This is a genomic window from Actinoplanes sp. NBC_00393 (assembly GCF_036053395.1).
Lineage (GTDB): Bacteria > Actinomycetota > Actinomycetes > Mycobacteriales > Micromonosporaceae > Actinoplanes.
This window is the reverse complement of the sequence record NZ_CP107942.1, coordinates 5,458,139-5,471,658: the sequence shown is the minus strand read 5'-3', so window position 1 is coordinate 5,471,658 and position 13,520 is coordinate 5,458,139. Positions and strand designations below refer to the sequence as shown.

Sequence of the window (13,520 nt, the reverse complement as noted above, 5' to 3'; positions counted from 1 at the left end):
CACTCTGGCGGATCGCGGCGCGCCCGTCATCCGTCCGGGAGCGTAGATACCCCGCCAGAAATGGGATTATCGACGCTTATCGAGATTACCGACGGTTCTGTTTCGGCTACTCCACGAGAAACATGGCGCCAGGAGGCTCGTTCCAACGCTCGAGGATGGGAGCGCACCATGTCAGGCAACAAAGCCGTTGTCTACCAGGGGCCCGGCCGGGTCGAGATCCGCGATCTCGACTACCCGACCTACGAGATGAAGGACGGACCCGGCGTCAACAAGATGAACGTCGGGCGTAAGACGCCGCACGGGGCGATCCTGAAGACGGTCGCCAGCAACATCTGCGGCAGCGACCAGCACATGGTCCGTGGGCGTACCACCGCGCCGGAGGGCCTGGTGCTCGGGCACGAGATCACCGGCGAAGTGATCGACGTCGGCTCGGACGTCGAGTACATCAAGGTCGGCGACGTGTGCTCGGTCCCCTTCAACATCTCCTGCGGCCGTTGCCGCAACTGCAAGGAGCGCAAGACCGGCGTCTGCCTCAACGTCAACCCCGACCGGCCCGGTTCGGCGTACGGCTACGTCGACATGGGCGGGTGGGTAGGCGGACAGGCCGAGTACGTGCTGGTGCCGTACGCGGACTGGAACCTGCTGCGGTTCCCGGACCGCGATCAGGCCATCGAGAAGGCTCTCGACCTGGCCATGCTGAGCGACATCTTCCCGACCGGCTACCACGGATGTGTCAGCGCGGGCGTTACCACGGGATCCACGGTTTACATCGCGGGCGCCGGCCCGGTCGGCCTGGCTGCGGCCACCTCGGCGTTCCTGCTCGGCGCGGCGGTCGTCATCGTCGGTGACCTCAACGACGAACGGCTGGCCCAGGCACGCAGCTTCGGCTGCGAGACGATCAACGTGTCGCAGGGCGAACCGGCGGAGCAGGTGCAGCAGATCCTCGGCCGGGCGGCCCCGGCGATCGGCCAGCCGCTGGTCGATTCGGCGGTCGACGCGGTCGGCTTCGAGGCGCGCGGCCACGGACGGGACTCGCAGACCGAGATGCCCGCGACGGTGCTGAACTCGCTGATGGACCTGACCCGGGCCGGGGGCGCGATCGGCGTACCGGGCCTCTATGTCACCGGTGACCCGGGCGGCGTGGACGAGGCCGCGAAGGTCGGCTCGCTGTCCCTGCGGCTCGGCCTGGGCTGGGCGAAGTCGCACTCGTTCGTCACCGGCCAGTGCCCGGTGATGAAGTACAACCACGGCCTGATGATGGCGATCCTGCACGACCGGGTGCAGATCGCGAAGAACGTCAACGCCATGGCGATCCCGCTGGAGCAGGCACCGCAGGGCTACCAGGAGTTCGACCAGGGCGCGGCCCGCAAGTACGTGCTCGACCCGCACGGCTACATCCGCGGCCGTTCGAACTGACCCCGATCCGGGTTGCCGCGCCGGCCGATCCGGTGCGGCAACCCCCGGCTCAGCCGCGCAGGCGTTCCCGGATCTGCTCGACGGTGCAGCCGGCCGACTCCCCGATCTCGCCGAGCCAGCCGCACTGGAACGGGTACGCGGCGGGATCGTCCGACGCCATGATCTTCGCGGTGTCCTGATGCCCGTCCCCCGGCAGGTGGAAGGTGTCCTCCTCGCCGATCAGGCGCAGCGCCACGTCCTGCTCGGCGTCGCCGTACCGGGCGGTCACCACCAGTCGGCCGGAGTAACTGGTGCCGGCCTGCTCCCGCAGCGCGTTGGTGAGCAGCCAGCCGCCCTCGCCGGGCGCGAGGCTGAACGAGAACGCGGAGCCGGGAACACTCTCGTCCCGGTCCGGGTACCAGACCTTGACGTCGCCCTGCCGGTCGAGATCGATGTCGACCTCGACGCCGTCGTCGTTGCCCGCGCTCGGGCAGTCGAACCAGAGGACCGGCTCGGCCGGCTCGCTCTCCAGCTCCTCGATGCGCAGGTCCGAGAGGTTCAGGTTGGCCCCCGTGGTGCCGGCGTTGCGGATCCGGATGATGCTGGTGAAGGCGGCTTCGTCACCGTGCCGGCGCAGCCACGCGACCTGCTCCTCGGAACAGAAACCGGAGTTGCCGGTCTGCGGGAAGTCCTCCAGGGGCGCGTCGGCCGGCAGGGCGAAGGCGCTGACCCCCTCGTCGATGGGCTCCACCGTCTGCCGGAAGAACTCGAGGCCTTCCGCGGTCGGCTCAGGTTTCGCCGGTACGCACGTGATGGCGATGTCCGAGCCCTGCGCGTTGCAGTCACCGTCCGCGACCTCCTGCACGGTCGAACCCTCGGTGACCGGAGCGGCCGGTTTCGGCTCCTCGTCGTCCAGCGCGACCGCGACGATCACCGCCACCACGGCGAAGAGGCCGGACACCCCGAGCCACCACTTGTGCGTCAGGATTCGGTCGAGCAGCGTCATGTCTGCCCAACGAGCGGTCGCCGGGCGGCGGGCTGGTCTGATCGGTCAGAAGTAGGTGTCCTCATGGGACTTGTGGTAGTCGTGGATCTCGTCGAACCGGCCGTCGTCGGCGAGGCGCACCCAGTCCGGGTTGCCGAGCAGGATCCGGCCGAGCGCGACCAGGTCGTACTCTCCGCCGGTCAGCCCGGCCACCAGCCGGTCCATCTGGGCGGACACCGGGAAGGTACGGCTGAGCCCCACCGAACCCACGGTGATGGTCGGCAGTCCGGTGATCTCCTTGGCCCAGCCGGCCAGGTTGAGCGGCGAGCCGTCGAAGGCCGGCTCCCAGAACCGCCGCTGCGAGGCGTGCAGGACGTCGGCGCCGGCTGACACGAGCGGGGTGAGCAGCGACGCCAGCTCGGTGGGGGAGGACGCGATGCGGGCGCTGTAGTCACGTTCTTTGAACTGCGAGAACCGTACGATCAAGGGCATCTGCTGCGGAAGCTCCGCCCGGACCGCACGCACCACCTCGGCCGGGAAGGCCGCCCGGTCGGCGCCGTAACGGTCGGTGCGCCGGTTGGTCCGCGGCCAGAGGAACTCGTCGAGCAGGTACCCGTGCGCCCCGTGGATCTCCACGGCGTCGAAGCCGGCGCGCACCGCGACCCGCGCCGACTCCGCGAACGAGCCCACGATCACGTCGATGTTCGCGGTGCTCATGGTCGCCGGCGTCCACGACGGGTAGCCGTCGACCGGTTCCCGCTCGCTGCCCAGGTGCCACAGCTGCGCGGCGATCCGCCCGCCGGCCTCGTGCACCTCGCTGGTCACCCGCCGCCAGCCGGCCTCGGCCGCTCCGGCGGTCATCCGCGGCACGGTCGTCTCGTGGGTCGCGCTGCGATGCCCGACCGGTACACCCTCGGTGACGATCAGCCCGATCCCGCTCTCCGCGCGGCGCCGGTAGTAGGCCGCCACGTCGGCCGTCGGCACGCCGCCGGGTGAGCGGAACCGGGTCATCGGCGCCATCACGAAGCGGGTGCGCAGATCGAGGCCGGCCAGGGAGTACGGGCTGGTGAGCGGGCCGAGCAGGCCGGTCGTCGTCGTCATGGGCCCACGGTAGAACCTGACACGAGTGTCAGATTCAACCTAGTGTGACCCGCCAGACACGGCTGACCGCCAGTGCTGTCTCAGCGGCCGTGAGGCAGCACTGGCGGTCAGCCGGAAAGACTCGGCTGACCGCCAGTGTCGCTTCGACGGCCGGGAGGCAGCGCTGGTGGTCAGCTGGGGTGGGGTCAGCGGTACGGCGGGAAGTGGCCGGTCAGGGCGTCCGGGGTGAGGGCGCCGGCGAGTTTCTCGAAGGCGATCGGGTCGGTGACGACGCGCCAGGTGTGGAACGGCTGGCGGCCGGAGGCGAAGGCGGCCTTGTAGCGGAACAGCGAGTCGTCGGCGCCGCCCACGCCGCCGCCGATGTGGTAGATCTCGTTGCCCCGCTCCCGGCCCCACAGGCGTACCTCGTGGTAGAGCAGTTTGTCCGCCCAGAAGATCTGCCCGTCCCGAGTGGACTGGAGGTGGGTGTGCATGATCCCGCCGTGCTCGAAGAAGAGGTTGCCGCCGAGCACCTCGTCGCCGCACACGGCCACCGCGAGGTGCAGGCTGTCGCCGAGCGCCTCGCGCAGGCGGTGGAAATGCTCGCGGTCGAAGAAGTAGAACTGCGTCGCCCCGACCCGGCGCATGGTCGCGTGGTACGTGGCGATCCAGTCGTCGAACAGCGCCCAGTCGTCGAAGACGATCCGCACACCGGCCCGTTTCGCCTTGTTGATCTGGTTGCGGTGGCTGCGGTGGGTCTCCTGCCAGAGCTGATCGGGGGAGAGGGTGAGATCCATCGAGACCGTCTCGCCGTGATGCACCACGGTGCCCACGCTCTCCAGGGACGGCAGCGGCACCGGCAGCAGGGGGTGCAGCCGGGCGAACACGGTGATCACGTCATGGGTGCGCAGCATCTCGACCATGGCGCGGGCGGCGCGGGCCCAGAAACCGCGGTTGGTCGGCGCCACGTCGCTGACCGGACCGGGGTAGCCGTACGGGGAGAAGGCGTCCCACAACCCGGTCTGTGGGACGGAGCGGAGGATGAGGGGGAGGAGGAACACGTGATCCGCTTCGTCGTACCGGAACGCGGCCGGGTTGCCTCCGGAGAGCCGGGCGTCCTGGGTGACGTACGCGGGCAGGTGGTAAACGTCGTGCCGGATGCGATCGAGCGCATCCGGCCACGACGTGTCACCGGGTTGCAGTAGGGAGCCTTCGGCCATCGGTCGTCCCTTCTGTTCATTTGTTACGCCGTATTGGGTATCGCCTGCCCCGCCGCCACGGAGTGGTTCGTGTTCGGCCGGCGCCGGGCCCGGCTCCATCGCCGGGCACTCAGCGTCCAGCGCAACAGGGTGCGCAGCACCGTGTTCTGGGTCGCCATGTGCAACAGATAACGCCACATCGGATACTCACCCCGCCGGTTCGACAGAGCGTACGAGAAACGTTTCGCCGGCAGCTCCCCGTACTCGGGCATCCGTTCGAACCAGGCGCTGCTGGCCCGCGCCGCCCGCTGCAGCGGGGCCAGTGCCGCCTTGCGCCGGTGCTCGTAACGCTCCAGGGCCACCGGGAGCTCGTCACCGGAGGCGATGGCGTCGGCGAGCGCCATCGCGTCCTGCATCGCCAGTTTGGTTCCCGAGCCGATCGCGAAGTGCGTGGTGTGCGCGGAGTCGCCCATCAGCACGACGTTGCCGTGGTCCCAGCGGTGGGCGGTGACCCGGCGGAAGTTCAGCCAGCCGGTGCCGCCCACCTCGGCCCGGTGGTCGATCAGCTCGGCGCCGCTCAGATGCTCGGCGAAGATCGTCTCGAGAAGGGCGCACCCCTCCCGGGCGTCGAGGGTGTCAAACCCCAGCGCCGCCCACGTCGACGGCTGGCACTCGACGATGAACGTGCTGGTCCGGTCGTTGAACGGGTACGCGTGGAACCAGATCCACCCGGCGTCGGTCTTCTCGAAGCCGAAGGTGAACGTGTCGAAGACGTGCGGCGTGCCGAGCCAGATGTACTTGTTGCGGGCCACCTCCACCTCGGCGCCGAAGTGCTCGGCGTGCTGCTCGCGCAGCCGGCTGCGGGCGCCGTCGCAGGCCACCACCAGGTCGGCCGGCGGCAGGTCGGTCACCTCGTTCTGGAAGAGGATCTGTACGCCGAGCTCGCGCGCCCGCTCGGCGAGGATCTCCAGCAGCCGGTGCCGGCCCAGGCTGAACCCGTACCCGGCGAGGTGGGTGACCGGTTTGCCGGTGGCGCGGACCTCGTACTCGTCCCACTGGCGGGCCGACTCCCAGATCCGCTCGGCGCTGACCGGGTCGTGCCGGAACAGGTCGTCGAGCAGGTCGTCCCAGAAGACCACGCCCCAGCCCCAGGTGACGCCGGCCGGGTTGCGTTCCAGCACGGTGATCTCGTGCCCAGGGTCGGCGAGTTTCGCCAGCACCGCGAAGTAGAGGCCGGCGGGACCGCCGCCGACGCAGGTGATCCGCATGGCGGGCTCCTATCGGTAGGACGGGAACGTCGTGGTCAGGTCGGCCGGGTCGGCCTCGGGCCGGCGTTCGCGGACCAGCTGCGCATAGGCGGCCGGGTCGGCCACCACGCGCCAGGTGTGGAACGGGTGCCGGCTGGTCGAGAACCCCGCCTTGTACGTGAACAGCGAGTCGTTGCACCCGCCCTTGCCGCCGCCGAGGTGGAAGACCTCCGCGCCGCGCTGCTTGCACCAGCGCCGGACCTCGTCGTAGAGCAACTCGTCGGCGTAGCGTTTCGGGGCGCGGCGGGTCGACGACACGTACCCGGTGGCGATCCCGTCGTACTCGAAGAAGGTGTTCCCCCCGACCACCTCCTCGCCCTCCAGCGCGACCGCGAGGTGCATCCGGTCACCGACGGCGTCGTGCAGCGCGGTCAGGTGCTCGGTCGTGAAGAAGTAGTACGACGTGGCCCCCACCCGCCGCATGTTGTCGTGGTACACCTCGACCCACTCGGGCAGCCGGTCCCAGTCGTCGAAGACCACCCGGGTCCCGGCCCGCTTCGCCCGGTTGATGTGATTGCGATGGTCGCTGCGGGTCTGCTTCCACATCTCCTCGACCGAGACCGTCAGGTCCATCGACACGGTCTCGCCGTGGTGGACCAGCGCGCCGAACCGTTCCAGCACCGGCGACGGCGCGTTCAGCAGCGGATGCATCCGGATGAAAGCGGACACGATGCCCTCCCCGTGCAGCGTGTCCACGAACGTCGTGCAGGCCGGCTCCCAGAACATGGCGTCCCCCGGCGCCGCGTCGCTGACCGGGCCGGGATATCCGTACGGCGAGATCGCGTCCCGCAGGTCCGAGCCGGGTATCTCCCGGACGATCAGCGGGATCAGCAGGCGCCGGCCGTTCTGCTCGTACCAGAACGCGGCCGGCGAGCCGCCGTAGAGCCGGGCGTCCAGGACGACGTAGTCCGGCACGTGGTACATGTCGTGACCGACGTGCTGGAGCGTCTCCTTCCACTCGCGTGCCGCTGGGTCCAACAGCGATGCTGTCATCGCCTCTCTCCTTCCAGCGCCGTCACGACCGCAGGATGCGGGCGTTGAGCGCCATGTTCGCGGCGAACTGATCGTTCACCACCTGGTGTTTCTCCAGCCGCAGTTGCACGGCCGGGTCGTAACGCCCCAGCTTCACGAAGCCGTCGGCGAACCAGCCGTTGTCCGAGCCGGTGCCGTCCAGATAGGCGCGGTAGGTCGTGCCGCCCGGCCAGATCACCTTGGTGAGCAGGGCGGAGAAGGCCGCCATGTCGGCGTCGGTCCAGCCCTTGCCGAGGTCCCTGGCCTCCACGACGTACGCGATGACGCCGTTGCCGTGTCCCACGTCCTGCCCGGGCCGCTTGGCCGAACCCCAGACGTCGCTCCAGAAGTACGCCGTCGGCTCGGCCGGATTGCGGCGCAGCTGGGCATGCAGCCGGCTGCTGATCGTGTCAGCGACCGTGATGTATCGCGCCCGGCGGCCCTGGTCACCGGTGAGCCGGGCCAGATGCAGCGCGATCAGCGCCCAGTGCGACGCCATGTGCGTCCGGTCCCGGTAGATGGTGTCGTCGGCGCCCCGCGAGTACCACTTCTCGAAGATCTGCACCTCGGCGAAGTTCAGCAGCCTGTCGTAGCGCTGCCGGTAGCCGCGGTCGGCGAAGATGCCCGGGTTGTCGTGGATGGCGACCAGCAGCGCGGTCGCGTACCGCCAGAGGTAGCTCTCGTAGAGCGGCACCTCGTCGCCGCCCTCCCCGCTTTTGCGCGACTCCCAGCCCTGGTACTTGTCGCGGTAGCGGCTGTCCGGCAGCGACGACGACGGTTTCGCGCCGGCGACCACGTTCTCCACGAACGTCAGCGCCCGGTCCAGGAACCGGCGCTCACCGGTGGCCCGGAACATGGCGACGCAGCCGTCCACGTCGTACGCCAGGTCGTAGTGATCCTGGCTGTCCAGCGACCGGCTCAGCGGAGTCGCGTTGCTGTACGCGTAGTCCCAGCTCTTCATGAAGATCCCGGTCCAGAACGCGACCGTCTTGACCTTCATCCGGTCCTGCCTGGACGGTGCCGCGCCGGGCATCGCGTCGCGAACCTCCGGAACCTCCTCACCACCCCGGACCGCGTGCGCGGCAGCGGTGGCGGCGGCCGCCGAGCCGAGGCCCAGCGTGATCAGGAGGGTACGGCGTTTCATAGGGACACCAGCTCGCGCTCGGTACGGGTGACGCCGTCGGGCGTCAGGGCGGCCGCGGCGGCCAGCGCGGCGAAGATCCAGGCCAGCCGCGAGTCGTAGTAGTCACCGGAGAAGAGGCTGCTCAGCGCCACGAACACGGCCGCCGACACGGCCAGCCCGGTCAGTTGTGGCCGTTGCCCACCGCCGTACACGATCCGGGTCCACAGGACGATGGACGCGCCGAGCAGGCCGAGCCCGATCAGCCCGCCCTCGGCGGCGACGCCGAGGACGTAGTTGTGCGGATACTCGACCATCTGGTTCACACCGATCTCCCCGAAGAACCCGTCCAGCCCGGCGCCGGTGATCGGGTGGTCGAGGAACTGGTTCCACGCGGCCGCCCAGATCGAGGTCCGGTCGGACAGGTACTGCTCCTGCACGGTCTGCTCGACGAACCGCTCCTGGAACAGGTCGGTGAAGGCGGGCGGGGCGAACGCCCAGAGCGCGGCGCACACGCCCAGCAGCACCACGCCGGCGGCGACCACCGGGCCGGTGCGTAGCCGGTGCCGCAGCTTCAGCAGCGCGGCGAACCCCACCACACCGCCGGCGAGCAGCCCGGCCCGGGAGCCGGAGAGCACCGCGGCCAGCAGGAACAGCGGCGTCACCAGCAGCGGCCAGAGCCGGCCGTAGATCATGAACAGGGCCACCGCGCTGATCACGCCGAGGATCTGGATCCGGACGAACACGTTCGGCCCGCCACCGAACGCCGAGTACCGGCCCTGCTCACCGGGGCCGTTGATCAGCAGCGCGGCCAGCGCGAAGATCACCGCGGCGATGAACAGGAGCAGGAACACGGTATGGATCACCCGCTCCGGGTCGCCGACCGCGTACGCGTAGAAGGCGAGCACCAGCACACCCAGCAGGATCAGGTCCACGGTCTGCGGGCCGACCCGCGACGCCGGCGGCGCCCACAGGCCGGAGGCGATCTGGTAGAGGAAGAACAGCACCGCCGCCACCAGCCAGCCCTCGCGGCCCGGACCGGTCAGCGTGCGCGGCCGGCGGGCGGCGTCCAGGATGAGCAGCACCAGCGCGATCGCCAGCCCGATCACCCGCAGATCGACCCAGGCCAGGTCGACCAGGCCGGCCCGGTCCAGGGTGTAGCGGCCGCCGATCGTCACCAGGACCAGCAGCAGTCCCGGTGCGAAGAAGACCCGGCTCCTCACCGATCCCTCACGAGTGCCGTGGTGACCAGCGCGAAGATCAGGCAGGAGCCGTAGCCGAGCAGCGAGCCCCAGGCCGCGCCGAGGATGCCGAGAGCCGGGATGAGCAGCAGGTATCCGGCGAAGCTGACCACGAACCCGGTGATCTCGGCGGTGGAGACCAGCTTGGCGTGCCCCTTGGCGATCAGCAGGCCGAGGACGACGCGGGAGATCCCGTACAGGCCGGCGGCGACGACCAGCGGCACCACGATCACCTGGGCGGGGTGGTACTGGTGGCCGAAGACCGGCTCGATCAGCAGGTACAGGCCGGCGGCCGCGATCGGCACGGCGACCAGCGTGTAGGCGGTGACGGCGGTCAGGATGGGTTTGATCCGCAGGGTGCCGTCCAGGTGGGCGGCCCGCCAGCGGCCGAGACGCGAGTCCGCGTACGCCCGCAGCGGCCAGGCCAGCAGCTCGGTCATGGTGGCGACCGACGCGTACAGGCCGAGGGCGGCGGTGGACGCCAGCGCCGGGATGACCAGCCGGTCCACCCGCAGCATCGCCATGTTCGAGATCGCCGCCGGGAACAGCGCCAGGCCCTCCCGGCGGACCAGCCGGTTCTGCTCGGGCCGCACCGGGGTCGCGCCGGCGGCCGGCAGCAACCGCATCCAGAACACCAGGAAGGTCACCGTCGGCAGAGCGCCGGCGATCAGGTAGGCCGCCAGCCAGGCGGCCGGGTTGCCGGCGCCGGCCAGATAGAGACCGATCAGCATGGCAAGCAGCAGCAGTGCCTCCATCACCCGGCTGACCAGGAAGTCGCGGGTGCGGCCGACCGCGATCGCGATCGACCGGGTGGCCAGCGCGGTCGCCTCGATCAGCGCGAACCAGCAGACCATCGCGGTCAGTGCCGCGCCGGGCGTGAGCCGCTGCGGCGCGGCGATCGACCAGATCAGCCCGGCGGTCAGGAACAGGCCGCACGGCACGGCCAGCAACCGGGCGTACGCGCGGACGGCCGCTGCCGGTGCGACGTTGTGGTACGCCGCGACGAAGCTGCGTTCGGTGCCGAGCAGCAGCAGCTGGGTCGACAGGTACACGACCTGGAGCAGGAGCGCGACCTCACCGCGGTGGGTGGGGGTCAGCGAGCGGACCATCAGGATGTTGGCGGCCAGTGCCACCACGCCGGTGAGCACCTGTGAGGCGAGCAGCAGGACGGTCGGCTCGCGGAGGAAGGTGCGGATCCAGGTGACCGGATCAGCGCGGCGTGGAGGGCTGAGCTGCTCGGCCTCCGCACGTTCCGCCTGGAGTTCACTCACCGCGCTGTTGCTCCTCGTCCGGGCTCTTCGGCGCGTCCTGGGCCGGCGTCTCCTTCGGCGGTGGGGCCTCGATCTCGCCGGAGTTGCGCTGGACCGGCAGGTGCGGCGCGTCCTTCTCGGGCGGTTCGGCGGTGAAGACCTTGGCCCAGCCGCGAATGACCTCGGGTTCCGGCTCGGCGTCGGGTTCGGACGGTGTCACCACCGGCTCCGCCTTGATCACCCGCGCCCGGCCGCGCGCGGTGCCGACCGGCGGCAGCGAGACGAAGGTGTCGTCGAGCCGGGGCGGGCGGCCCGAGTCGGTGTCGGCGAACAGCCCGAGACCGGGATCGGCGGACTGCACCTCGGCCACACCCTCGGGCCAGTCCTTGCCGGTGGGCAGTTTGCGGGGCAGCGCGTTGAGCACCGCGCCGGCCAGCTGGGCGCCGACCCGTTCGAGCAGGTCCATCGAGCGCTGCACGTCGGCGGTCCGGGTGTGGTTCGCGCGTACCACCAGCAGCGAGTCGTCGGTCACCCGGCTCAGCACGGTCGCGTCGGCCACGCCGTGCAGGGCGGGCCCGTCGACCAGCACCACGTCGAAGCGTTCGGTGAGCGTGCGTACGGTCGCGCCGAGCCGCGGCGAGGCCAGGATCTCGCCCGGGTCGGGGGCGTGCTCACCGGCCGGCAGCACGGTGACCCGGCCGTTCAGCGAGTTCTGCAGCACGTCCGGCACGCGGGCGGTGCCGGCCAGCACCTCGGCCAGTCCGGGCGCGCCCTCCAGGGCGAGGTAACGGCCGATCCCGGGGTGGCGCATGTTGGCGTCGACGAGCACCACCCGGGCGCCGGTCTCGGCCATCGCGATCGCCAGCCCGCAGCTGACCGCGGTGGTGCCCTCCTTGCGGTGCGAACCGGTGAGCAGCAGCGACTTGCCGCGGCCGGGACCGCGGTGCGGGTCGGCCAGTGCCGGCATCAGGGTGCGCAGCCGCCGGAACGCCTCGGCGAGGTCCTGGTCCGGGTGGCCGTGCCGGCCGAGCCGGTTGCCGAGCGAGATCGTCCCGACCGTGCCGAGCCCGAGCCGGCGCAGGTCGTCCTCGTCGCCGACGGTCTTCGCGGTGGCCTCCCGGATCGCGACCGCGATCGCCCCGATGAGCAGGCCGAGCACGGCCGAGAAGCCGATGTTGCGCAGCAGGTTGTCCGGTTCCTGGACGGTCACGGCGTCCTGCACGATCGAGACGGCCGGGGCCGGTCCCTCGTCGTCGCCGGGGGTGTTGATCTGCCGGGCCAGGCCGACCAGGACCGAGGCGGCGGTGGTGACGATCTGCCGGCTCTTCTCCGCGTCGGCGTCGGTGGCCGAGATGACCAGCAGGTCGGTGCCCTCCCGGACCTGCGCGGACAGGCTCTTCTGCACCTGCTCGGCGGTGCGGTCCGGGCCCAGGCGGTCCACCACGCCCTGCGCCACCCGCGGCCCGGTGAGCAGTGCGATGTACGAGTTGAGCCGTCGAGCGCCGGCGTCCGGATCGCCGTTGCCGCCGGTCACGAAAAGGATCATCGAGGACTTGTGTGCGGGCGCCGCGGACAGCGTCAGACCCGCTGTGATGCCGACGGCGAGCAGCACCGGCACCACCAGCCAGAGCCATCGGCGCCGGCAGGCCCGGACGTACGCACGCAGTTCCACGCTGACTTCCCCCGCTCGTCAGGACTGCTCGGACAGGACCGGCCGGTGCCCCACCGACCGGTTGAGGACTTCCTCGAAGCGTTCGAAGAGCAGGTCCCGGGAGAACTGCTCCACCGCCAGCCGGTGCGCCGCCTCGCGCGCCTGCCGCATCCACACCTCGTCGCGCAGGTGGCGGACCAGTTGCCCGGCCGCCACGTCGGTGTTCTCCGGGGTGAGGACCAGCCCGGCGCCGGTCTGCCGCAGCAGGTCGGCCTGCCAGCCGCCGTAGTTGATGGCGATCGGCCGGGACGCGGCGAGCGCGTCGAAGAACTTGTTGGCCGAGTTGTCCCAGAGCCCGCGGATCGGCCGGACGAAGCTGGACGACATGGAGGCCGCGCCGAGGATCACCGGGAGCTGCGACTTCGGCACCTTCTCCCACATGTGCACGACCTCGCCGAGCAGCCCGTACCCGGCGGCGAGCTGCTTGGTGGACTCCCACTCCTTGCCGTGCCCGACGATCAGCACCCGGATGTCCGGGTCCAGCCGCCGCATCCGGTGGGCGGCGTGCACCAGGTATTCCACGCCGTTGACCGCGCCGAGCGCTCCGGTGTAGACGATCAGTGGCCGGTCGCCGAGCCAGTCGTGCGTGGCCCGGAACTGCCGGACCTGCTCCTGGTCCACGGTGAACAGGTCCAGATCGGCGGCGTTCGGGATGACCGTGGTCGGGGTGCCGGGACGGCGCGCGGTGACGCCGGCGGCCATGCCGGGGGAGAGCGCGACCACCTCGGCGGCGTTGCGGTAGGCGAAGTTCGCCAGGGCGCCGGCCAGGCCGCGGGCCACCGGGTTGCGCAGGGCGCCCATCTCGATCGGCACCTCCGGCCAGAGGTCGCGCACCTCGAAGACGAACGGGACCCGGCGCAGTTTCGCGGCGAGCACCCCGGGCACGGCGACGGTCAGCGGGGTGCTGGTGGCGAAGACCAGGTCGGCCCGAAGCCGGGCGGCCTTCGCGCCGGCCAGGACCATGAACTCGGCGAACGCGCGCAGCCGGCGGGCGTACGACATGTTGTTGTTGTAGGGCACCCGGAACCAGTGGACCGTGACGCCGTCCTCCTCGGTGACCCGCCAGCCGAGCTCCCGGGCGCCGGGGGTGATGTCCGTGGTGATCACGTCGACCGTGTGGCCCCGCGCGACCAGCCGGCGGGCCTGCTCGTACGAGCGGATCCCGCCGGCCATCTGCGGGTTGCAGTAGTACTGGTGGATGTAGACGATGCGCATCCGCCC

The 13,520-nt window shown here is 70.7% G+C and carries 11 protein-coding genes; 1 reads left to right on the top strand and 10 read right to left on the bottom strand.

From position 1 onward, the window contains the following. Positions 1-168 precede the first annotated feature (168 nt). Entirely contained in the window at positions 169-1,416 is a 1,248-nt protein-coding gene (gene fdhA / locus OHA21_RS25550; RefSeq protein ID WP_328477845.1) for a formaldehyde dehydrogenase, glutathione-independent, read from the top strand. 49 nt (positions 1,417-1,465) lie between these two features. Here the strand turns inward: fdhA and OHA21_RS25545 are convergent, their stop codons facing one another. The 10 genes from OHA21_RS25545 to OHA21_RS25500 form a co-directional block, all read right to left on the bottom strand. Beyond that, on the bottom strand, positions 1,466-2,401 hold the full coding sequence (locus OHA21_RS25545; protein WP_328477843.1) for a hypothetical protein: 936 nt from the start codon (positions 2,399-2,401) through the stop codon (positions 1,466-1,468). A gap of 45 nt (positions 2,402-2,446) precedes the next feature. Continuing rightward, positions 2,447-3,481 carry an oxidoreductase gene (locus OHA21_RS25540; protein WP_328477841.1) on the bottom strand — a complete coding sequence of 345 codons (1,035 nt, stop codon included), beginning with the start codon at positions 3,479-3,481 and terminating at the stop codon, positions 2,447-2,449. 185 nt (positions 3,482-3,666) lie between these two features. Next, the gene (locus tag OHA21_RS25535) at positions 3,667-4,680 is read right to left on the bottom strand and encodes a GNAT family N-acetyltransferase (RefSeq protein WP_328477839.1); all 1,014 of its coding nucleotides are present in this window, start codon (positions 4,678-4,680) and stop codon (positions 3,667-3,669) included. A 23-nt stretch (positions 4,681-4,703) separates the two neighbouring features. Further along, complete coding sequence (locus OHA21_RS25530; RefSeq protein WP_328477838.1) at positions 4,704-5,927, bottom strand: FAD-dependent monooxygenase; 1,224 nt, start codon at positions 5,925-5,927, stop codon at positions 4,704-4,706. Positions 5,928-5,936: 9 nt separating this feature from the next. Continuing rightward, positions 5,937-6,959, bottom strand: a complete 1,023-nt coding sequence (locus OHA21_RS25525) for a GNAT family N-acetyltransferase (RefSeq protein WP_328477836.1) — start codon at positions 6,957-6,959, stop codon at positions 5,937-5,939. A gap of 22 nt (positions 6,960-6,981) precedes the next feature. Then, positions 6,982-8,121 (bottom strand): hypothetical protein, encoded by a 1,140-nt coding sequence (locus OHA21_RS25520; protein ID WP_328477834.1) that lies wholly within the window; start codon positions 8,119-8,121, stop codon positions 6,982-6,984. Next, a complete protein-coding gene (locus OHA21_RS25515) occupies positions 8,118-9,320 on the bottom strand; it encodes an O-antigen ligase family protein (protein WP_328477832.1) in 1,203 nt (400 codons plus the stop codon). Before OHA21_RS25515 ends, OHA21_RS25520 begins: the two co-directional genes overlap by 4 nt. Then, positions 9,317-10,609: a lipopolysaccharide biosynthesis protein gene (locus OHA21_RS25510; RefSeq protein ID WP_328477830.1), complete on the bottom strand. Its 1,293-nt coding sequence runs from the start codon at positions 10,607-10,609 to the stop codon at positions 9,317-9,319. Before OHA21_RS25510 ends, OHA21_RS25515 begins: the two co-directional genes overlap by 4 nt. After that, positions 10,602-12,260: a polysaccharide biosynthesis tyrosine autokinase gene (locus OHA21_RS25505; RefSeq protein WP_328477828.1), complete on the bottom strand. Its 1,659-nt coding sequence runs from the start codon at positions 12,258-12,260 to the stop codon at positions 10,602-10,604. Before OHA21_RS25505 ends, OHA21_RS25510 begins: the two co-directional genes overlap by 8 nt. 18 nt (positions 12,261-12,278) lie before the next feature. Beyond that, complete coding sequence (locus tag OHA21_RS25500) at positions 12,279-13,514, bottom strand: glycosyltransferase family 4 protein (protein WP_328477826.1); 1,236 nt, start codon at positions 13,512-13,514, stop codon at positions 12,279-12,281. Positions 13,515-13,520: the final 6 nt, after the last annotated feature.